This window comes from Streptomyces albospinus, from assembly GCF_014648695.1.
GTDB classification, from domain to species: domain Bacteria; phylum Actinomycetota; class Actinomycetes; order Streptomycetales; family Streptomycetaceae; genus Streptomyces; species Streptomyces albospinus.
In genome coordinates, this window is record NZ_BMRP01000012.1 from 78,830 (window position 1) to 100,024 (window position 21,195).

The 21,195-nt window shown below is 67.9% G+C and carries 17 protein-coding genes and 2 pseudogenes; 2 read left to right on the forward strand and 17 right to left on the reverse strand.

Annotation, left to right across the window (positions count from 1 at the left end):
- Positions 1 to 273: 273 nt before the first annotated feature.
- Complete coding sequence (locus tag IEZ17_RS18245) at positions 274 to 1,647, forward strand: helix-turn-helix transcriptional regulator (RefSeq protein ID WP_189301408.1); 1,374 nt, start codon at positions 274 to 276, stop codon at positions 1,645 to 1,647.
- A 159-nt stretch (positions 1,648 to 1,806) separates the two neighbouring features.
- On the opposite strand, the gene IEZ17_RS18250 is transcribed toward IEZ17_RS18245, so the two are convergent.
- Complete coding sequence (locus IEZ17_RS18250) at positions 1,807 to 2,574, reverse strand: hypothetical protein (protein WP_189301410.1); 768 nt, start codon at positions 2,572 to 2,574, stop codon at positions 1,807 to 1,809.
- Between the two features lie 247 nt (positions 2,575 to 2,821).
- Between IEZ17_RS18250 and IEZ17_RS18255 the strand changes: the two genes are divergently transcribed.
- Positions 2,822 to 3,235, forward strand: a complete 414-nt coding sequence (locus IEZ17_RS18255) for a PPOX class F420-dependent oxidoreductase (protein WP_189301412.1) — start codon at positions 2,822 to 2,824, stop codon at positions 3,233 to 3,235.
- A 195-nt stretch (positions 3,236 to 3,430) separates the two neighbouring features.
- Here the strand turns inward: IEZ17_RS18255 and IEZ17_RS18260 are convergent, their stop codons facing one another.
- The 16 genes and pseudogenes from IEZ17_RS18260 to IEZ17_RS18330 form a co-directional block, all read right to left on the reverse strand.
- The gene (locus IEZ17_RS18260) at positions 3,431 to 3,628 is read right to left on the reverse strand and encodes a hypothetical protein (RefSeq protein ID WP_189301414.1); all 198 of its coding nucleotides are present in this window, start codon (positions 3,626 to 3,628) and stop codon (positions 3,431 to 3,433) included.
- Positions 3,629 to 3,722: 94 nt separating this feature from the next.
- On the reverse strand, positions 3,723 to 4,097 hold the full coding sequence (locus IEZ17_RS18265) for a hypothetical protein (RefSeq protein WP_189301416.1): 375 nt from the start codon (positions 4,095 to 4,097) through the stop codon (positions 3,723 to 3,725).
- A 189-nt stretch (positions 4,098 to 4,286) separates the two neighbouring features.
- A complete protein-coding gene (locus tag IEZ17_RS42475) occupies positions 4,287 to 4,802 on the reverse strand; it encodes a hypothetical protein (RefSeq protein ID WP_229852371.1) in 516 nt (171 codons plus the stop codon).
- Between the two features lie 116 nt (positions 4,803 to 4,918).
- Positions 4,919 to 5,118 (reverse strand): annotated as a pseudogene (locus tag IEZ17_RS42480) (site-specific integrase); the annotation flags it as partial.
- A 278-nt stretch (positions 5,119 to 5,396) separates the two neighbouring features.
- On the reverse strand, positions 5,397 to 7,268 hold the full coding sequence (locus tag IEZ17_RS18275; protein ID WP_189301418.1) for an ABC transporter ATP-binding protein: 1,872 nt from the start codon (positions 7,266 to 7,268) through the stop codon (positions 5,397 to 5,399).
- A 947-nt stretch (positions 7,269 to 8,215) separates the two neighbouring features.
- Positions 8,216 to 9,634 carry a glutamine synthetase family protein gene (locus IEZ17_RS18280; RefSeq protein WP_189301419.1) on the reverse strand — a complete coding sequence of 473 codons (1,419 nt, stop codon included), beginning with the start codon at positions 9,632 to 9,634 and terminating at the stop codon, positions 8,216 to 8,218.
- On the reverse strand, positions 9,634 to 11,064 hold the full coding sequence (locus IEZ17_RS18285; protein ID WP_189301639.1) for an amino acid permease: 1,431 nt from the start codon (positions 11,062 to 11,064) through the stop codon (positions 9,634 to 9,636). The genes IEZ17_RS18280 and IEZ17_RS18285 overlap by 1 nt, the downstream gene beginning before the upstream one ends.
- Before the next feature lie 178 nt (positions 11,065 to 11,242).
- A complete protein-coding gene (locus IEZ17_RS18290; RefSeq protein ID WP_189301421.1) occupies positions 11,243 to 12,256 on the reverse strand; it encodes a hypothetical protein in 1,014 nt (337 codons plus the stop codon).
- Positions 12,257 to 12,308: 52 nt separating this feature from the next.
- Positions 12,309 to 14,108: pseudogene (locus tag IEZ17_RS18295) on the reverse strand (glycoside hydrolase family 15 protein); the annotation flags it as partial.
- Entirely contained in the window at positions 14,092 to 15,102 is a 1,011-nt protein-coding gene (locus tag IEZ17_RS18300; protein WP_189301424.1) for a glycosyltransferase, read from the reverse strand. The pseudogene IEZ17_RS18295 and the gene IEZ17_RS18300, both read right to left, overlap by 17 nt.
- Positions 15,103 to 15,395: 293 nt before the next feature.
- Positions 15,396 to 16,301 carry an aminoglycoside phosphotransferase family protein gene (locus IEZ17_RS18305; protein WP_194505903.1) on the reverse strand — a complete coding sequence of 302 codons (906 nt, stop codon included), beginning with the start codon at positions 16,299 to 16,301 and terminating at the stop codon, positions 15,396 to 15,398.
- A gap of 697 nt (positions 16,302 to 16,998) precedes the next feature.
- Positions 16,999 to 17,562 (reverse strand): histidine phosphatase family protein, encoded by a 564-nt coding sequence (locus tag IEZ17_RS18310; protein WP_189301428.1) that lies wholly within the window; start codon positions 17,560 to 17,562, stop codon positions 16,999 to 17,001.
- Entirely contained in the window at positions 17,555 to 18,316 is a 762-nt protein-coding gene (locus IEZ17_RS18315) for an SDR family NAD(P)-dependent oxidoreductase (RefSeq protein ID WP_189301430.1), read from the reverse strand. The genes IEZ17_RS18310 and IEZ17_RS18315 overlap by 8 nt, the downstream gene beginning before the upstream one ends.
- Entirely contained in the window at positions 18,301 to 19,437 is a 1,137-nt protein-coding gene (locus IEZ17_RS18320) for a hypothetical protein (protein ID WP_189301431.1), read from the reverse strand. The genes IEZ17_RS18315 and IEZ17_RS18320 overlap by 16 nt, the downstream gene beginning before the upstream one ends.
- Positions 19,437 to 20,585, reverse strand: a complete 1,149-nt coding sequence (locus IEZ17_RS18325; protein WP_189301433.1) for a glycosyltransferase family 9 protein — start codon at positions 20,583 to 20,585, stop codon at positions 19,437 to 19,439. The genes IEZ17_RS18320 and IEZ17_RS18325 overlap by 1 nt, the downstream gene beginning before the upstream one ends.
- Positions 20,582 to 21,160 carry a phosphoribosyltransferase gene (locus IEZ17_RS18330; protein WP_189301435.1) on the reverse strand — a complete coding sequence of 193 codons (579 nt, stop codon included), beginning with the start codon at positions 21,158 to 21,160 and terminating at the stop codon, positions 20,582 to 20,584. The genes IEZ17_RS18325 and IEZ17_RS18330 overlap by 4 nt, the downstream gene beginning before the upstream one ends.
- Positions 21,161 to 21,195: the final 35 nt, after the last annotated feature.

The window sequence follows — 21,195 nt, forward strand, 5'->3', positions numbered from 1 at the left end:
AAATTGCCGCCCAATATGCCCGAATCGCGACCGTAGGTGTCGCCTTACCCGGGGCCGCAAAGTGGAGCACTGAAATGATCTTCTGTTTCAAGTGTGGCCTGGCCCACAATTCCGATCTCATCGATCATGAAAGGTCGGCAAGATCGAATTCGAGTTCCCTTATCGTTGATGTACGGAACCCAGGGGAGGGGGCGGCCGATGGCCTCCACCTTTTCCATGTCCCGGAGAGGGAAGCGGTGGCCCTGGCGCAGGCAACAAAGCACGGAGGATGCGATGGGCGGGGGAACCGCTGAAAGCGGACCCGAGCAGGGCGGCAACGAGCCGCTCTCCGGTAAACAGGATGGAAAGCAGGCTGGCCGGGAAGGCACCCGACCGCTCGTCCCAGCGCAGCTGATGGGTCTCGCCGGTCTTCTGCGGGCCTGGAGAGCGGTGGCCAGTGAACGGCTTGGTCGACAGATCACCCAGCAGGACGTCGCCGACGTGTGTGCCCGCTCTGTGCGCTGGTACCGCGATCTGGAAACCGGCGCCACGACGCGGTTGAGCCGCGAGCAGTGCGAGGCCATCGGAAAGCTGTTCACCCTCGGGCGCGACGAGCTTCAGGCCCTGCTCCTCTACAGCATGGGTGGTGCAGTCGCTGCTGGTCCGGCGCCGGCGTTCGATACGCCAACCCGCCGTGCCGTACAGGCCCTGCTCGACCAACAGGCAAATCCGGCCTGGCTGCTCGACTCGAAGTGGAACATCGTCGGGTACAACGACCCCATGAAGACCTGGTGCCCGTGGGTCATGGATCCCGGCGCCAACCTGATGCGATGGTCGCTGCTCAGCGACGAGGCGAAAACGGTCTTCGTGGACTGGAACAAGCACGCCATCGAGTGGCTGGCGATGCTGCGCTTCTCCGTACTCCAGCACCCGCAGGATGCCGAAATCGGCGCTCTCGTCGCAGAGATCATCAACGCCGATGCGTACCTTCGGCGGCTGTGGGAAGAGCGCTGCGATGTCACCGAGGCGCGGGAAGCCTTCTACTACCGGGTGTCCCTGCCCACCCACAATTTCGAGATCGTCGAGCTGGAGTCTCAGACGCTCTTCCCGGCGGCCTTGCCGGACTGCCGCATGGTCATCATGACCTGGCTGCACCCCGAGAGCTCCAAGACGCAGGCCGCAGAGATGTCCGCCCAGGCCCCGGAGAGCGGGGAACTGGCACGCCGATCGAACGGCCAGCTCCCCGGACAGATCAGCGTCGCCACTGCCGCCGAAGCCGCGACGTACGCCGGCGAGGGTGCCGTCGCCCTGCCCATCCTCAGCGAACTGATGGGACATGGCTGCCGGCTGACCTATGGCCCTTCGACCCGCACCGTCATCTGGGCCACGCGGCAGGACGACGGCCGCTGGGACGTCGCCGAGGTCAACCCGTACACCGTCATCGTCCGCATGCCGCAGGCAATCCACGTCAAGGGCGCCTCCGAGGAGTACAAGCTGCTCACTCGCGCCCTGCTGCCCATCGACTCCCACGACGCGGTACAGCGCATCCAGGAGATGACCGCGCAGCTGCGCCGGCGCATTGAGGTGCTGGAAGAGGTCCACCGCGACGAGTGGGAAGCCAACCGCGACCAGGTTCCCTACACGTGGCACCCGGTCGACGAGATCTAGTAACGGACGCCGCGAACTTGGTGGAGGACCCGCGGTCGGGGCGAGGAAACCGGCCGCACGAGCGGGGCAAGCCGCGAGGATCCTCCAGGTTTCGGGAGCGACAGCTGGCTGCCGTACGTGGCCTCGAAGGCCTTGGCCGGTGTCGGCCGACGGCCGCCCTCAGTTGCCTATGCCCAAGCCAGGCAGGGTCAGCAGTCCTCGGTCCGCGCAGCTGACATCGTCCAGGCCGAGGTCTCTGGGGGAGCGCGCTCCACGCAAGCGCAACTCGGCGACCGCCATCTGTGCCGCTGCCGCGGCACTCCCCCACCCTGGCTCTGCGAAATTCGCTTCCCACCATCCCATGAGAGGCACCTGCCAGCCCCGAGCCTCCATCTCTTCTGGAGGAGTGCCCCCACCGGGCAAGCCACGGTCGTCGACAAGCACCGTCAGACCGTCCGTACGTCCACAGAGGAGCCCCACAACACGGTCATTGTTGGCCCGGTTGACGATATTGAACGCGGCCGCATCGTCCCCGACCTGCGCCGGCAGCTGCTCGCCCCACGCGCGCAGCAGGCTCTCCAGCGCCTCCTCCAGTCGCTCCCAGTCCGGAGCTACGTAGCCCGCAGGGAATACCTTCGGCGGGCTGCCGGGACCGGAGCGGTAGAGCTGCCACAGATACGGCAGGCTGCTGGCGTACGACACCTGCTCAGCGCCGTCGCCCACGCCGCGCTCGAAGCAGGCGTACTCCTCCCGCTCCAACGCCGCCGTACGACGCACGGCCAACTGCAGGCCCCCCACTCCATGATCCAACAGCAGTGTCCGCTCATCCGTCCGCCAGCGAATGTTTGGGCCATAGGCGTCTCCGCCGTACAGCGTCGGCGGACCTATACGACCAACCACCGCATCCAGGACCGCCCGAGCGGCATCTGTGCGCTGCGCCGACGTCATCGACCCAGCTCGATACTCACACACGGTGACTGGTGGACACCTGAAGTCACTTTCTCTAGACCGCTGGTGCAAGCGCTCCGCTACGTCGCCCGCCTCCCTGACACCCGAGGCACCCATATATCCACTTTGCACGAAAAGTCACATTTGGCACCCGGTGGCGGCGACGATCGCACCGAGCAGCGCCACCTGAAGCCCCGCACACTGCCCGTCGTCAACCGCCTGGGCAGCTGCCAGGCAAGATGGCCCTATGGCAGCACCACCTCCTTCACAGTCCGACACCGAGCTGGATTTCTGGCAGGAACGCCGCATCTGCTTCCTCAGTACTCCGCGGCCCGACGGCACCCCTCACCTCGTCCCGGTCGGAGTGACGTACGACGCGGAGACTCGCATCGCCCGAGTCATCAGCAGCCGCACCAGCAAAAAGGTTCGCAACGTTCTCGCCGCTGGGCCGGACGTCACCGTCGCGGTCAGCCAGGCCGAGGGGCGCCGCTGGTCGACGCTGGAGGGCACCGCCGTCATCAAAGACGACCCGCAATCGGTCGCAGACGCCGAAGCGCGCTACGCCCAGCGGTACAAGCAGCCACGGGTCAACCCTGAACGCGTGGTCATCGAGATCAGGGTGGCCAAGGCAATGGGCACGGCGAAACCACCGGGCTGGTGACCTCTACACCAGCGAAGTCCTGGTAGCCCACCGCAGAGCGCAGAATTCCCTGTCTGCGGGCAGTGCTGCAACGACGGCGTGGACGAGATGGAGCGCCTGGCCGCGCTCGCCGGAAAGCGGTCGTGAGCACCGTCGAACCGGGACAGACAGGCTGCTGGCCGTGGAACTGGTGGGACTGTTCAACGACGCCGAGCACTACAACGCCCCCAGCTCCACCGCGACAACCGCCTGGACTACCTCGACCGCCGGGACCGCCGGGCCGCCCTGCTGCACCGGCTCGTCGACGCCCTCGGTGACGAGTCCTCTCGCTACCTCGCCCAGGACGCCGAGGACCGCTCCGAAGACGTACGGGCTGGGGCCAATGCCTTGGCGCGGGAGTGCGGCGGCCCACATCACCGCGCCAGTCGCAGTGATGTGGGACCACAAGGGTGCTGGACGGTTCGTGATGCGGGTCTACCTGGGCTCGCGCCGCGCCCTGGCCTGACGGTCAGACAGCGCGCAGTCGAGGGGGGTCAGGCTGCTCTGGCTCGACCTCCGCAACGACCGTGAGGGGAATGGGGACCTCTGCTTCGGTGGTCTCCTCCGCCCGGCGGCGCAGCTTCGACTTTAGGCTGATCAGCCCGCTCTTGACGTGCGGCGCGGCCTTCACCGCAGCCGCCGTCACCACGACTCCCGCGGCGAGGATCCCCAGGACCGCCTTGTCCCCGTCGAACAGCACGGCGTGCGTGTCGAGCTTGTTGTCGTCGTCATCCCGCACCAGCGGGCTCTTTCCGCCCGGAGTGCTCGACTGCGAGAAGTGCGTGTCGGAGGGACGCTTCGTCAGCATCAGTTCCCAGATCGATTCGCCCGAGTTGAACTCCATGACGCAACTGTAGAGGCGACCAGGTACGCCGCGACCCGAAATGGCAATGTTCTCCACTTTGGTCTGCGAACGGACCGCGAAGACCTTGACACCCTTTCAGTCAAGAGCTTCAGGTCCTCAAGGAGTGGCCCGGCGGCCGCCGTAGCGTCAGGCAATCTGTGTCTGTTGGGGACCATCGTGTCCCCAGCTCTACTCCTGAACGAGGTCGTAGACAGCCTGTTGAGGGTCGGTTTTGACGATGAGCCCGTTCGAGCACAGGTCGCGCAGGATCTGCCGGACCCGTTTCTCCGCTGCCCGTTGGTCTTCCCACGTGTGACCGTGCTCGCCCAGAGCCTTGATGGCGCGCTGCGGATCCCAGGTGCCGCCGAGGGTGCGAATCGCCTGGGCGAGGACATGCCGGTCGGGATGCTCCTTCTTGCGGTGGTTGGCGATGCTGGCAGGGGCGCCGCTGTAGTTGCAGTCAGCGCACTTCTCCCACGAGCAGTCCGGATCGGTGACGGCAGCGTGCCGGACGGAATGGTGCGAGCCGAAGCCGTGGGCGTGAAGCAGTTGTGCGACGGACCCGTCGTACTTGAGGGCCATGAGCGCGGCTTCGGCGACCTTGTCGTGGCCGGCGGCGAAGAACTTGCCCAGGCCGACGTCCTTCCCGCAGCCGCACCAGCACTTGCCGGTCGGGATGAGGCGAGGCTTCTCATTGCCTGACATGAAGCCAAGGTAGCAATCCTTGGGTTGAACTCAAGGAATAATCCAAGGATGCCATCCAAGAGTTGCATCGGCGCAAGCAGGCGTGCAGCCGCAGTCCGGCTTCATGCGCAGCAGGGTCAGCGGCGCGCGTCGCCGGGGGCGAGCAGGCTGGTCAGCTCAGAGATCGCTTCGGGGAAGGCTTGAAGTAACGGCGGTCGTTCTCCGGCTTCTTGTGCCGGGACTTGGCCATCAGCAGGGAGGATCCCTGCTCTCCGAGGTCAGGGAGGGCGGAATGGCGCTACACGTGCAGGTCCCAACCGGTCCCCGGTCCGCGCACAGGTCGTGACCGCGGATTGGGCACACGCCCGAGAAGGGGTTCGCCGTCGTACTGGATCAGCACACTCTCCCCGCCATACAGCGCACCGAGCAGCTCGGTCGCGGCCACCGGGCGCAGCCCGGTCCAGCGGGTCCCACCGCGGCGTCCGCTCCTCCCGGGAAAGGGAAAGCAGGCATCGCGCAGGAGGCCCGAGTCCAGCGCCCCTTCCTCATACAGCCGGGCAACCATCTCCGCCCGGGCGCCAAACCCGGCTTTCGTCTCCGGCCCACCGCAGCGGCTCATTTGTGTGCCCCGCGGTGCTCGCCGTCACCCTGGGATTCCTCAGAGGTGACCTGGTAGGACAACAACTGCTGGAACAGGCCCGGTTGCTGGGAGAGCTGTTGGTAGGTGCCTTCCTGCACGATCCTGCCCTCGTCGAGGACCACGATCCGGTCGGCCACGGCGACGTTGGTGATGCGGTGGGTCACCAGCAGCACCACCCGGTCCCGTGCCAGGTCCCGAAGCCGCTGGAAAATCCGGTACTCCGCCCTCGGGTCAAGGTTTGCGGTCGGCTCGTCGAGGACCAGCAGCCCCGCCTCTTTGAAGAACGCCCTTGCGAGAGCGATGCGTTGCCACTGGCCACCGCTCAGCTCCTCGCCGTTGAGCCACTCGCGGGCGAGGAGGGTGTCCAACCCGGCGCCGAGCTTGTCGACGACTTCGTCGGCGCCGGCGGCCTCGCACGCCTCATGCACGGCCGCATCGCCGCGCGGCGAGGGTTGCCCGAGGGTGACGTTCTCGCGCACGGTCAGGGGCCAGTGCGCGTAGTTCTGTGGCACCAGGGCCACCTGCTGCCACAGCGCCTGTGGGTCGGCGTCGCCGGCAGGGGTGCCGTCCCACAGCACCTGGCCGTCCGTGGGCAGGTACAGGCCGCTGACCAGCTTCGACAGCGTTGACTTGCCCGAGCCGTTGAAGCCGACCAAGGCGGTGACCTCGCCACGGCGCAGAGTGAGCGAGACATCGGACAGTGCGTCGTGGTCCTTGCCCGCATAGCGGTGGGAGACGGCCTTGATCTCGATCTTCTCCGGCGGCTTGGGCCGGTGCGTGCCCCGGCGCATGCGGTATCCCCCGGCCTTGTCCAGGAATCCGCTCCAGTCGTCCATGTACAGACCCGTGCGTACCGCCCGCGCCCCGATGGCCACCAGGCCGCGGACCGACTGCCCCACCGTCTGCAAGGCAAAGACGGCCGTACCGGCGTGCCCGACGCTGATGCGGCTGGTTGCCAGCAGCCACACGACCGCCGCCCACACCAGGGCCGAGCCCAACCCTCCGCACAGCGCACCAACCAGGGACATGCGCGCCCCCTTGTCGGCTGCGGCGCGGTCCTCGCGGTTGATGCGGGCGACCGTCTGCCGGTACCGGCCGGACAGGAAGCCGGCCATGGTGCCGGCGCGGATCTGGTCGGCGGCGTCGCGGGTGTAGATGTGCCAGCGCAGCACCGACAGCATCCGGTTGTCGCCGTTGCTGCGGAGGTTCGCCAGGTAGCGCACGCGTGCGGCGCTGATCTGGGCCAGGGCCTGCGGCAGGCTGGCTGCCACCAAAAGTGGCAGGAGCACCCAGTGCACCCCGGCCAGCACGATGGCGCCGGCGAGGAAGGAGGCCGTCGAGGCGATCAGGTCCTGCCCCTCGTCGATCAGGTCCCCGGTGACCTGTGCTCCGCGGTCGGCGGCCTCGCGGTCGCGGTTGAAGTCGGGCTCGTCGTAGGCGCACAGCTCCACCTCGGCGCAGCCCGTCAGCAGCATCTGCTCGGCCTCGCGCGACATCAGCGGGCCCAGCCGGGAGGAGAGCCAGTTGACGGTGATTCCCAGGAGCGCTCGCACGCCGGATGCGCCGGCGAGCAGGACTACCGACGGCCACGCCTGCAGAAGCCGGTGGTAAACGTCCCCGCTGGTCAGCAGCGCGGTAAGGGTCCCGCTGATCGCGACCAGGCCCAGGGCCTGCATCACACCGGCGACCCCCTGGCACAGCAGGAGACCGACGGTCGCTGCCCGGTCGACGCGCCAGGCGAGAGCCAACGACCGGCGCACCAACTGCGGCAGGCGCCTGGCCATGTCGCTCATCCGGATCGACCGGCCGGCCGCCTCACGGCTGCCGGTCAGGTCCACGTACCGCATCTGCGCCCCCGGATCGGTCGCTTCGGCCGCGGTGCCCGGCTTGGCGCCAGGGGGGACGTCATGTCCGCCCTGCCATCCGGCAGGTTTCGTCGCGGGCGGAGGCGGCTGAGGGGAGGTGCGCGGCCCCGGGACACGGTCGGCTGATGCATCGGTGGGTTCGCTCATGCCCCCCACCCCGCATCCGGGTGTGATGAGTGGCGGGCATTACGGGCAGCAGCGTCAACAATGCGCTCCAAGAAGCGGGGGGCTGGCTGCCGTTGTTCGATATCGGTAGGGGGCATCACGGGGATGGCGACGGGATGCATGGCTCCTCCAGGGGAGTCGCTGATGAGTACAGGTGCTCTAAGAACGGGCTCGATCGCACCCCCGTAACGGGCGCTTCGGGGGCAAATAGTGAACATGAGTTCCCATTGCCGACTCAGGCTGTGCGACTGTGGGCCTGTATGTGGCTTCGGGTGCTCGAACAGCTCAAATCACTCCATTGAGGTATTGCGGCAACGGGATTGACGGGGTGTGACCTCCGCCTGGGCGCGGGTTGCGAGCGCGATCAATCCGGCGTACCGGGGCCGAGCTGTTCTGGCTCCGCTGAGAGGTTGCTACGGAGCAGCTGGCCAGAGGGGAGAAGCGCCCGCAAAGACTTCAGCCGTGCCTGCGCAACGGCTCGCTGTCGAAGGGTTCGGTGCCCGATGAGTTGATCAGGGCCAGCCGATGTCCTTATGTCACGAGCCATATGAGGCCCATCCATCCACTGGCGATCACGATGAAGACCAGGAGCAGGAGGATGAATGTCGCGGCACGTATTGGCGGGTCAGGTTTTGGCGGCTCTGGCGAGGTATGGCCGTGTATATGTGCCGCGTGTAGGCAATCAGGGCAGTTGGGGTGGCGCGTCATCGCAGGGTGGTCACCTCGCGACGTCGAGGATGCTCTTCACGGAAGTCTCCTTGGGGTCATGCGCGGGTGAGCCAGCGGTGGCGTTCGGCGTCGGTGACGATGTGCTGGTGGTGGGAGATCTCCAGCTGGGCGAGGTGGGCGTAGTGCGCGACGGCGTCGGGGCCGAGGGCGTCGCGGACGATGGAGCTGTTGCGGAGGGCCACCTGTGCCTGCTTCAGCGTGCTCGGGAGGGGTGGGCCTCCTTCCCGGTAGGCGTTGCCTGTCTCCGGCGGTCCTGGGGTGAGCGCGTTGTCGACTCCGTGGTTGATGGCGGCGACAGCAGCGGCGAGCGCGAGGTAGGGGTTGGCATCCGCCCCAGGGACGCGGACCTCCAGGTGCCGGCCTTCGCCGTGGCCGACAACGCGGATGGCGCACGTGCGGTTGTCGTAGCCCCAGCTGGCGGTGGTGGGCGCGAAGGAGTCGGGGACGTAGCGCTTATAGGAGTTGATGTTCGGCGCGTACAGCACCGCCATCTGCGGTAGAGCGTCGAGCAGTCCGGCGATGGCGTGCCGAGCGAGTGCGGACAGGGCGCCGTCGGCGCCGTTGATCGCGTTGGTGCGGTTCTTCCACAGCGAGATGTGCAGGTGGAGGCCGCTGCCTACGCCGGTTGTGGGGGCTGCCATGAAGGTGGGGGTGAGACCTGACCGGCCGCCGATGGCTCGGACGGCGTGTTTGAACGCAAGGTGCCCGTCGCAGGCGGCAAGGGCCTCGCCGTAGGGGAAGGTCACCTCCACCTGCCCAGGGGCGCTTTCCGTTTTGACCGCCTCGACGGGAAGACCGGCGCCAGCGAGGGCTGCTTGTAGGCGGCGGAAGAACCGGTCTGCGGCTGGCGGGTGGTCCAGGGCGTAGTCCAGGTTCCCCATGGCCAGAGGCCGCAGGCCCTGGTAGCCGCACTCGGCGGCCTCTTCGGGGGTTCCCTGGTAGACCACGAACTCGCATTCCAGGCCCGCCTTGACGTCCAAGCCATGGCGGGCCAGGCGGTCCAGCTGCCGACGCAGCATCTGGCGCGGGGCCACCTCGATGGGGTTGCCCTCGTGGTCGACGGCGTCGCCGAGGACCAGGGCAGTCTTCGACATCCACGGCGTGAGACGGAGCGTCGTGAGGGCAGGGGTGACCGCCAGGTCCTGATAGCCGGCGGCCCATGAGGTCAGGGCGAAGCCGTCCGCGGGGGTCATGTCGACGTCGGTGGCTAGCACGTAGGCGCACAAGTCCGCCCCGCCCGTGGCGACGCGGTCGAGGAAGTGCCGCGCGCCGTAGCGCTTGCCCTTCAGCCGGCCTTGCAGATCGGGGACAGCCAGCACCACCGTGTCGACCCGTCCAGAGCCGATCAGGTGGTGCAGCTGTTCGAGGGTGAGATGGCCCGACGCGGCGCGCCCCTGTCCCGGAGGAGTGGCGAGAGGTGCATCGGAGCCGTTGCCGGAGTTGGCAGAGGACATCACACGATCTCCTGGTCGAAGCCGTCGGAGGAGCGGTCGAGGCCGAGGGTGCGGGCGGGAACGTCGTAGGTGCGCTTGCCTGCGGCCCGCCACCACAGCCAGGCCAGCGACAGCACGGCGATCAACGCGAAGGGTGCGTAGTTGAAGGTGGCGACGGATACCGGGCTGGTCTGGGGCAGGCAGAACAGGACGGTGACGAACGCCACCCAGGCCACGGCGACGGTGCCAACCGTCACGCCCCACCGGCCCAAGTTCCACGGTCCGGGCCGGAACCGGTGGCGGTGCTTGATGCGCAGGTAGATGGGGATGGCGTAGGCGGGGGTGATGCCGATGACGTTGATGCTGGTGATCGCCGCGTACGCGGTCGGGCTGTACAGGCTCGGCACGGCGAGCAGGGCCGCGGCGCCGACGGTCAGCCACACCGCGTGGCGGGGCGTACCAGTGCGGGCGTGCACCCGCCGCCACAGGCCCGAGCCTGGCAGCGCGCCGTCCCGGCTGAACGCGAACACCATCCGGGAGGCGGCGGCCGTCTCGGCGTTGCCGCAGAACAGCTGGGCGACGATGACGATCAGCAATAGAGCCTTCGCGCCAGACACCCCCAGGGCGTCCAGGAAGATCTGGGCAGGCGGAACTCCGGTCGCGGTGGCGCGGGTCGCGGCGTAGTCCTGAATGGCGAACGTCAGGCCGGCCAGCAGGAGGAAGCCGGCCGCCCACGACCAGCCGATGGCCCGCATGATGCCGCGGGAGGCGCTGACTTGGGCGTTGGTGGTCTCCTCCGACAGGTGCGCGGAGGCGTCGTAGCCGCTGAAGGTGTACTGCGCGAGCAGCAGGCCGATCAGCGTCACGTACACGGGGCTGGACCAGCCGGTGTGGTTGACGAACTCGCCGAAGACGAAGCCGGGTTCCTGGTGGTGGGCGGGGACGATGGCCAGGACGCCGACGATCACGGTGACGCCGGCCAGGTGCCACCAGACACTGATGCTGTTGAGGATGCTGACCAGGCGGACACCGAAGAGGTTCAACGTGGCGTGCAGGGTGAGGATGGTCAGGTAGATGACCATGGTCTTGCCCGAAGTGGGCTCGAAGCCGAATTGCAGGTTCAGCCAGGCGCCGGTGAACAGTGCGGCTCCGTAGTCGATGCCGGCGATCGCGCCGAGCAGTCCGAGCAGGTTGAGCCAGCCGGTGTACCAGCCCCATTTGCGGCCGCCGAGCTTCTCTGCCTGGTAGTACAGGGCCCCGGATGTCGGGTAGGCGGAGGTGACCTCGGCCAGTCCGGCGCCGACGAACATCACCATCACGCCTACGGCGATCCAGCCCCACATCATCACCGCCGGGCCACCGGTGGTCAGACCGAAGCCGTACAGCGTCATGCAGCCGGAGAGCACCGAGATGACGGAGAAGCTGATTGCGAAGTTGCCGAACGGACCCATCCGGCGGGTGAGCACTGGCTCGTACCCCAGTTCGCGCAAGTACGCGTCGTCCGGGGCGCGCCGGGAGCGATCCGACCGGCGGTGCTGACCTAAGCGGAACACGAAACCTCCAGGAAGTGAAGAAAGGGGCCAATGGGCTGAACGTGCGTGTCGAGGGATATGGAGATGTCCGGCAGAGTCACGGACGAGGGCCGGCGCGTGGAGCCTTCCTGTGTGCGTAGGCCAGCGATTCCCGGCGGGCCCGCAGCATTAGCTCCTGACCTGTGTCGTCTCCCGAGAGCTGGTCCTCCACCGAGGACCACGGTTCGCGGGTCGCGTAGGGCTCCATGGAGGTGAACACCTGGGCCGCTTCGACAAACTGGTGACCGGCCCACAGTGCATACGCAAGGTGGCTCAGGTCGGTCAAAGACCGTAGAGAGGGGTCCGTGGTCTTGAACCAGTGGTGGAAGGCGTTGCGGGTGTAGGAGCGCAGTGGGTCTTCAGCCCACTGCCGTCGCCACAGCGGGTGCACCCTGCCGCGCTGCATCTGCTGGCGGCACTGCTCGACTTGAGCGTATGCCGGTAGCAGGAGCAGGGGCGATCCGGCCGGCGCCCACGATGCCACCCACCGTCCGAAGTCGAAGACGGCAGCCAGCCCTCCGGATGCTGGGGCGTCCCGGGAGAGCAGGACCTGCAGGATCCGGTGGAATGCTTCCCGGTTGAACGGATCCCGCCGGTGCACCTCTCCCAGCAACTGCCACGGCCCCGGCGGCAGCATCGGTTCGCTAGACGGCACACGGTGCTCCGGTCGCTGTTGATGTACATCGATCTGCGCGAGGGCCAGCAGGCACACCCACGGGACCGGGTCGTGCGGAGCCCGGTGTGCGGCCATCTGCGCTGCATGTCGGCCACGGGTCTCGAACTCGGATACGGCGGGGTGTTGTTGGCGGTGGGCGCGCAAGGCGCGCTCCACGAAGACTCGGGCTCTCATGACCTGGGCGTCGTAGCTGTCCGACTCCTCGGCCAGCCACACATCCATCACGTCGCTGCCGGCAGCGGCGACCGCCAGGACCTGAGTCCTAGACGTCCTCAGCGCCAGAGACCGCGTGGCGGACAACAGGTTTCGCGTGGCCGACCACCGTCCGGCTCGCAGCTCCACCAGGGCCACTCGCAGGTCATCATCGCTGCCCGCGGGGTCATATACGGGATACATCAGCACCCCTGGCGCCAGCATGCGCCGTCGCGGCCCTCATCCCTGCGTCGGAGACGTGAGCCCTGTCGGCCGATATCCTGAGTGCTGCCTCGATCAGGCCGATATGGCTGAACGCCTGCGGGAAGTTGCCCACCTGGCGTTTGGCCTTGGGGTCCCACTCCTCCGCGAGCAGCCCGAGGTCGTTGCGGAGCGAGAGCAGCCGCTCGAAGAGCTTGCGGGCCTCGTCAACCCGGCCGATCATCGCCAGGTCGTCCGCGAGCCAGAACGAGCAGGCCAGGAAGGCACCCTCCTCGCCCTCCAGCCCGTCCACACCCAGTTCGCCCTGGCCGGCCGTCGGGTAGCGCAGCACGAAGCCGTCCTCGGTGGTCAGCTCCCGCTGGATCGCCTCGATCGTGCCGATCACGCGCTTGTCGTCCGGCGGCAGGAACCCGACCTGCGGGATCAGCAGCAGCGAGGCGTCCAGCTCCTGCGAACCGTAGGACTGGGTGAAGGTGTTGCGCTCCTTGTCGTAACCCTTCTCGCAGACGTCCCGGTGGATCGTCTCGCGCAGGTCCTTCCAGCGCTCCAGCGGGCCGTCGACGTCCCCGGACTCGATCAGCTTGACGGTGCGGTCGACGGCGACCCAGGTCATCACCTTGGAGTGGACGAAGTGCCGGCGTGGTCCGCGAACCTCCCAGATGCCCTCGTCCGGCTGGTCCCAGTGTTTCTCCACCCACGCGATCAGCTTCAGCTGCAGACTGACCGCGTGGCCATCAAGTGCAAGGCCGGAGGCGCGTGCGACGTGCAGCACCTCGATGACCTCGCCGTAGACGTCCAGCTGGAGCTGGCCGGCGGCGCCGTTGCCGACCCGCACCGGGCGGGAGTTCTCGTACCCGGGAAGCCAGTTGAGCTCGTTCTCGCCCAGCTCCCGCTCACCGGCGATGCCGTACATGATCTGCAGGTTGTCCGGGTCGCCGGCCACCGCCCGCAGCAGCCACTCCCGCCAGGCCCACGCCTCCTCGCGGTATCCGGTGCGCAGAAGGGCGGACAGGGTGATCGCCGCGTCCCGCAGCCAGGTGAAGCGGTAGTCCCAATTACGAACACCGCCGATGCACTCCGGCAGCGAGGTCGTCGGCGCCGCCACGATCCCGCCGGTCGGCGCGTACGTCAGCGCCTTCAGCGTGATCAGTGAACGGACCACGGCGTCGCGGTAGGGGCCGTGGTACGTGCAGTGCTCGACCCACTCGCGCCAGAACTCCTCGGTGGCCTCCAGCGACCCCTCCGGGTCCGCCACGGCCGGCGGCTGGTGGTGCGAGGGCTCCCAGCTGATCGTGAAGGCGATCCGCTCGCCAGGCGAAACGGCGAACTCGGAGACCACTGTTCCGTGGCGGGCGGTCGCACTTGCAGGGGTGTCCAGCCACACGGAGTCGGGGCCGGCAAGCGCGACGGTCCGGCCGTCGACCGAGTGGACCCAAGGCACGACCTTGCCGTAGGCGAACCGCATCCGCAGCTGCGAGCGCATCGGGACGCGCCCGCTGATCCCCTCCACGATGCGGATCACCTGGGGTGCGCCGTCGCGCGGCGGCATGAAGTCGATCACCCGGACTGTGCCATGTGGTGTGTCCCACTCGGATTCCAACACCAAGCTGTCGCCTCGATAGCGGCGGCGGTCAACAGGTCGGGGGCTGGCGCCGGGAGCATGGGCCGGGCCGATGGACCAGCAGCCGTGTTCCTCGGTGCCGAGCAGCGCCGTGAAAACCGCCGGCGAGTCGAAGCGAGGCAGGCACAGCCAGTCGACCGTGCCGTCCCGGCGCACCAGAGCGGCCGTCTGCATATCGCCGATGAGCGCGTAATCCTCAATGGGCATGGACATGGGTTGGTGTCCGATCGTCGTGCGGGAGCGTTCCGCGGGCAGGTACGGCAGCAAGGAACCGCTGGGTGACACGGCCTTTGGTGAACAGGCGGGATTGTTCGTAAGCGGCCTGCGCGGCCTCGCAGTAGGCGCGGGGAGACGCGAGGAGAGCGCGGGCGAGTTTCAGCAAGGCGCGGGGCCCGTGTTGTGGTTCGGTAAGCAACGCCCGTTCTCGCTGCGCTGCGCCGATGAGGGATGGCAGATTTCCGCACCGGTATCCGATGACGGGGACTCCCACGGCCATGGCCTCAAGAGCCACCATCCCCAGTGAGCCGGTGGACGGCGTGATCACGATCGCGGCCCCCGAGAGCCAGGCGGGCACGGCATGCCACGGCAGCGCTCCGGACCAGCTCATGTGCGCCGCCAGATCCACCTGGCGCCGACAGGTCTCCGCCAGGACGATGCCGGCTGGTCCTGACTGCAGGTAGTGCGTTGCTGCCGCGACGCGCATCACGCACGAGCTGACGGTGGTCCCCTGGTGCCGTGCCGCTCGCAGCAGGGCAACAATGCCGTTGGAGGTGTCCCCTACCGCGCTCAGAATCCGGAGGTCCCCGGATTGCAGTCGGCCCAGCACACTGACGGGATTCGGTTCGGGCGGTTCGTGGAGGAGGGCGTGAGGGAGCACACCCCACATCGATGTGTCCCAGCCACGTTGGTGCGCCGCGTCGAGGACCGCTGCCGTCGGCGCCAGGACGATATCGGCCTGTGTCAGAGCTATCGCGTCGCGGTCGTCGGGCAGTCGTTCCACCGTCAGCACCCGGCAGACCCCGTCGGGGAGGTTCATGCGCAGCCGGCCCAGGCCCCACAGCGCGTCGGTGCACAGCACCGTGTCGGCGTTGTGCCGTTCGATCAGTGAGCGCAGCTGACGCTGAAGGCCCCACGCACCGACGCTGATTGCTTCCCGGAGTGTGTCTGGAGGGCAAGGCAGGCTGACGGGCAAATCGATCTGCTCCACGACCACCCCCTCAAGCCTGGGGCCTGGCATGGGCGGGGCCGCGGTGACGATCACTGCCCTGTGTCCGGCACCCACCAACCCGACGGCCAGGGCTGCGGCGGCCTTCACGGAGCCTGAGGCCGCATTCATCTGCCAGGCCAAACAGACCACCAGCACACTCCGGCGACCACAAGCGGCTACCCATCCGCCCTGGCTGGGTCGGGGAAGCGTGATCGCGGATGCCGCAGGGCGCTGCGGGGGCTGCCAGAGCTGGCGCGGGTCGGGGGTGCGACGGGAGGCTGCGCTAGTCATGCTCACCAGCGCACTCCGTCCACCAGCAACTTCAAGGTGGTGCGGGCACGTTCGGCGACATCGGGCTCACGACAACGGACGCCCTGGAGCAGGCCGTCGACAGCATCCACCGCGGCCAGGGCCGGCAGCACCTTTCGCTCCGGCCCCGTCAGCTCACGCCCATATCCGCTGAAGAACATTCGCCGAAGCCGCGGAGATTGCATCCACGGGCCGACAGCCAGATGCACGAAATCGTCGACGGCCACCGCAGGCCGCGCCTGCCCGAAATCGAGCAGAGCAGCGCACCCGCTGGGCCCATCCCACAAGAAGTTGAGTTCCCGCGCGTCACCATGGACGAATGCCGTAGGGCACGCCTCCAGCTGGGGCAGCTCCCTGACCAGGCGAAGCACCATCTCCTGCTCGGCATGCGAGAGGAGGGCACCGGCCGCAGCTACGCCCTGGCCCGCGGATGCCGTCCGTGCACGCACCTCTGCCAGCACATCCACCGCCGCCCGGGGGGCGACCAGCATGTCATGAAGCTCACGCAGCAGGTAGCCCGCTTGGCGGTGCACCCGGATGAGGTCGTTCATATCGAGCACGGCCGGTGCCACCGTCTCGCCGGGCACTGCGGTCAGGAGCATCGCCAGCTCACCGGGATTAGCCGCCTGGAGCCGTGGAGCGCGACCGGGACCGAGAGCCGGTACCGCGAATCTGTAAGCGTGGACTTCGCGGTCGTAGGAGGCTTTCGTCGACGCAATCTTCAGGAAAAACCGCGTGCCGTCCGCACAGGTCAGCTCCCACACCTTGGAGTTCGTGCGGCCCCGTGAGGCGTCCAGCACACCCGTGACCGCGCCGAGCACGCACGAAGCCCAATCGAGCACGCAGCCAGGAATCGTCGACCGCTGCGAGGGAGGAGGAATCTTGGTCACGATGCCCACCCCGCCTCCGCAGGAGAGCACTTGGTCGGTGCATGCCAAATATGGGCTTGCGCGGTATCGGGAGCACGCAGTCGGCGGAGCACGTCGTGATCGTGCTCCAACGTGAGGTACGTGCCGATCGTGAGGTGACGGCTCATGAGGACTTTCTCGGAAAGGCGGTTCGAACAGGTGGTCCGCGTTCGCGCCGGAGCGGACGGGGGCGGAGCGAGTCCGAGGCCGGTCAGGCAGCTGCGGCTACAGGGCGCGGCCTTGAAGCGCGCAGCGCATCCAGCTGCGCGGCAAGGGTCCAGAAGTCGGTGACAACGTGGGGATCTTGCGGGAGGAGCCAAAGCCGGAAAGGTCGGCATCCACCACGGTGAATGCGCTGGTCGTCGTACGGGCAGGACAGCTCTCGCCCCTTCACCCCCAGGCGCTCGCCCAAAAAACTCCCCCTGGCCTCCGGCTCCACTGGTACGTGGAGCCACCGGTGCCACTGGCACAGAAGCACCGGACCGACGGCCGCGCCGGCTGGGACCAGCGCTTCCAAGGCTGCCAGCCCTGTCGAAGGACGGAGGGAAAGCGTTGCCCAATCTCGATCGGGAAGTGGCTTCGGATGGGGCCACTCGTCGAGTTGATGCCACCACGGATAGGTGGTGCTGCTTCCAGTGGCCGAGGAACTTGACGAGAACGTGGTCGAAGGCATGGCACATCACATATTCGCGCTGATGAAGCGGCGGATTTCGGCGAAGTTCCAGGGGGCGACAGCCGCAGTGCCGAAGGCGGTGGGGCCTTCGCGGAGGTGGGTGAGCACGCCGAGGATCAGCTTGTGGGACACGGCAAGGAGGGAACCGTGGAGGTGCGCAGTGCGCCGTAGGAAGCAGGCGCAGCGAGCTGCACGGGTGTGGAGTTCGGCAAGGCTCTCCGCGTCCTCGAAACGGAGCGACGGTTCGGTGAGTCGGCGGTTTCGCCACGACTGGTAGTCGGGTGGGCAGGCATCGGAGGTGCGACCGAGGACGCTGCTCGGGGCACGCCACTCCGCCAGCAGCCTGGACGTGTCGACGATCGGCAGTCCGGTGAGGCGTGCGACGAGGTCGGCAGTTTGGCGGGCTCGGGGGACGGGGCTGGTGACGATGCCGGTGATGTTGTCCGGCAGAGGCAGGGCGTGTCGTACCTGCTCGTGTCCTTCCTCGGTCAGCGCTGCGTTGTACGGGGCGTGGTGTCCGGGGCGATGGCCTTCGTAGGCGCCGTGGCGCATGAGCCAGATGTCAGCCAAGGATCCAGCCCCCGTCGATGCGAAGGGTCTGGCCGGTGATAAAGCCTGCGTCGTCGGTGGCGAGGAAGGCGACGGCTGCGGCAACGTCCTCTGGACGGCCCCTGCGTGGGATGCACTGACGGGCCAGCTGCCGTGCGGTCATGGCGGCCGGGTCGGGGACGACGGAGTCCTCGGCAGCAACGCGGATGGAACCGGGCGCCACGCAGTTGGCGGTGATGCCGGAGGCGCCGAGTTCGCGGGCGAGGGCGCGGGTGAGCCCTTCGAGGCCGGCCTTGGCGCTGATGTAGCCGCTCAGGTCACGGCGGCCTGCTGCAGCAAGGACAGAGCCGATCGTGACGATTCGTCCCCACCCACCGGCGGTCATGCCGGGTGTCAGCTCGTGGGCGAGGAGGTAGTGGCTGGTGAGGTTGGTGTCCAGCGCGTTCTGCCAGCTGTTGGGGGTCGTCTCCGCCCACGGTATGCGGGGGTAGGCGCCGGCGTTGCTGACGAGGACATCGATCGTCCCAAGCTGTTCGCTGGCCTGTCGGCAGAGCCATCGGACGGCTTCGGGATCACGGAGGTCGGCTTCCAGGGGAAGGACGGTGCCTCCCCTTCGAGCCATTCGTTCGACGATGTGGGTGGCGGCTGGCTGGTCGCCATGGTGGGCCACGATGACGGCGGCGCCCTGAGCGGAGAGACGTTGGGCGATGGCGGTGCCGATGCCGCCGGTGGCTCCCGTGACGAGGGCCGTGCGCCCGTTCAAAGGGCCGGGCATGGGGACTCCAGCGGGGAGAAGTAGGCGACGGGGTCGAAGGAGGGGCTCATGGCCTCTGCCAGCCGGGCCAGGAGCACGAGCCGGTCTTCGGGGGCCAACTCGGCCAGGTTGTAGACGGCGAGGATCCGCATGGCGACGTAGGGGCGGAGCAGGTCGGCCAGGTTCGTGCCGGCCCAAAGCCGTTCGGCAACTGGCAGCACCAGGCGCTCCCAGTAGGCGTTGATGGCAGTTCGCCGCGGTGCTGAGAGGCGCCACGCGTAGTCGATGTGGACCGTGTTCGTGGTGCGGTCGACGGTGGCTCGCAGGAGCTGAGGGGTGTTGGCCACGATGTGATCGAAAGTGGCTCGGTGGTCGGCGAAGGCGGCCGGGTTGTAGGTGGGGACCAGCCAGCCACCGAGGGCGGAGGCGTACCACAAGAAGTTCGCGAACTCGCCCGGGATGCTGTTGAGGCCGGCGGTGTCATAGTCGAGCCAGGCCAGGGGGTGGGCGAGGTTGACGTCGGTCGGATCCCCCTGGGTGAGAGCCGCCCAGACAGGTTCAGGCTCGGCGAAGTGGTCGTGAAGCCGACGGAGCGTGGCGGCCCAGTCGAGGTGGAGCCGCTGGCCGTTGATGTTCAACACGTACGTGCCGAGGCGGGAGACCGGGACGTCGACGATGCCGGCGGCGACGGGGAAGTCCCGTCCGCGGTAGTAGGCGTCAAGACGGCCCCCCGGCGCGGCGCGATCCCAGTACAGCTTGCGCACGACCTGGGCTTGGTCGGCGCGCTGCGCGGTGGTGAGGATGGCGTCGCGGTAGGCAGCGGTGAGCTGGCGCATGTAGGCATGGAGTTCGCTGCTGGGTTCGTGCGCATTGAGGAGGTCGAGCAGGAGTCCGCGGTCAGGACCGATGGGGAGCCGTTCGTACGTGAGCACGTATCCGCCCGGCACCCGTAGGCGGGCGCGGAGAGCGGGTACGCGGTAGTGCTGGCCAAGGCGGGCGTGGCCGCGGATCTCGTCGCGGGCTTCGGACGGGTTACGGGTGTACTTCACGAGCAGGTGCTGGTCGAAGAAGTCGACGGGGAGAAGCAGGTTGCGGGTGAAACGGCGCAGCGGGCCGATCCTCAGGTGCGTTGGTCCGGTCATCACCTGCTCCCATCGAGTAGGTCGGAACAGAGCTGGGCGAGCGAGGCGGGTGTGATGGCCTCCATGTGCCTGTCCGCATTCGCGGAGAGGCCGTCGCGTACGGGGCACAGGTCGCCCTGGTGCATGCGGTCGGAGAGGGCGGTGGCGACGGCGTGGTGGTGGGGCTGGCCGGTGCGCCATTTGCTGTGACTGTGCCGGGCATAGAGCCCGATGACTGGCGGGCCGGCGCCGTCTGATCTGCGCGCCAGTCCGGCGAGGTGGGTGAGACCAGTGTCGTTGCCGACGACCAGGTCGCAGTGTGGGAACAAATCGGCAAGGTGAACGGCAGACACCCCGTCAAGACGCAGGACCTGGACGCAGTGGGCGGGGCTTTCAGCGGCGGCGTGAATACCACCGTTCTGGCCGCCGATGAGCAGCAGCTGAGTGGGTGTTCCCCGCGCGTGGGCGATGCGTTCGGCTACCTCGATGAAGCGTTGCACCGTGTAGTCCTTGCGCTCGGGCCAGCTGGTAGCGGTGATGGCGGCGATGGTCAGCCCGCTGAGCCAGCCTGCGGTCCGCAGTTGTTCCACCAGGCCGCTTGACCGGTAGGTGAGCGTTGGGGAGAAGGGAGCACTGCCGGGTAATCGGACGCCGAGGCGGCGTTCCAGTGCCAGGTAGTGGCGTGCGGGCAGGTCCGGGTGCGCCCGTCCGCCCGATGACCAGCAAGGTGGCGCGGCGGGATCGCAGACCAGGGCCGTCGCAGCCTCCGCCTGACGGGCCTCGATTCCCAGCCGGTCGCCGATGACAACACGATGGCCGTGGGGCGGGGTGGCCGGGTTCTGAGTGACCAGGCCGCAGCGAGAGATCAGTTCGGCGTGCGGGCCGGTTGCCCGGACTGTGGGTGGATCGGAGTGCAGGCCGATCCATTCGGTCAGGGCGCGGACGGCAGAGAGGGCGAGGAGGGTATCGCCGAGCTTCCCGTGGAAGGCCACCTCGATGTCACCGCACTGGCTGAGGCGGTCGGTGAGTTCGACCGAGGCGGGGAGGGGAAGGGGTGCACCGACCGGGAGGTCGTCGCGGTCGTATCCGAGGGGCGTGGTGTGGACGGCAGTGGTGGGGATGCTGGGAGAGCCAGGGTGGAAATGGATCCCAGCGGAGAGGACCTTCACGCTTCTGCCTCGATCGTGGTGAGGGCGATCAGCGGGAGGCCGAGATCCTCGTTGAGCAGGCGGCGGGCCCCGCGCGTGGTGTCCTCCACGAGGCAGGTTGCAGCCAGTGGAATGGCTCCCGCCTCTCGGAGGGCCTGGGTGAGGTTGGCCAGTGTCCTGCCGGTGGTGACCTCGTCGTCCACAAGGATGATCCGCTGCCCCGGTGTGATGCCGTAGGCAAAGACGTCGGTACGCATCGCGTGGGGTTCGCTGAAACGGACCGCGCCGTCGAGCGGGAGGTGCAGCTTCCAGGCGATCTTGTAGGGGAGCTGTGCGGCGGCGGCCAAGGAGACGGTGGGCAGGATGCCACCGGCGTCCAGGCCGAGAAGGAAGTCCACGGGGCCGAGTTCTTCGGCGACGTGGTGCTGGACGCGCTGCCACAGGCAGGCGCCAGTGGTGGCGAGGTTTTGGGGGGTGACGGGAGCTTCGAGGCCGTCCAAGGAGTGGATGACGCGTTCGCGTCGGCTGGTCGGACTGACACCCAGTCGTTCGACGATGCGGGCAGTGAAAGGCGGTGCGGCCAGAGTTTCGGGCACGGCAAATTCCCTGTGGGCGAGGTGGAAGGTGGACG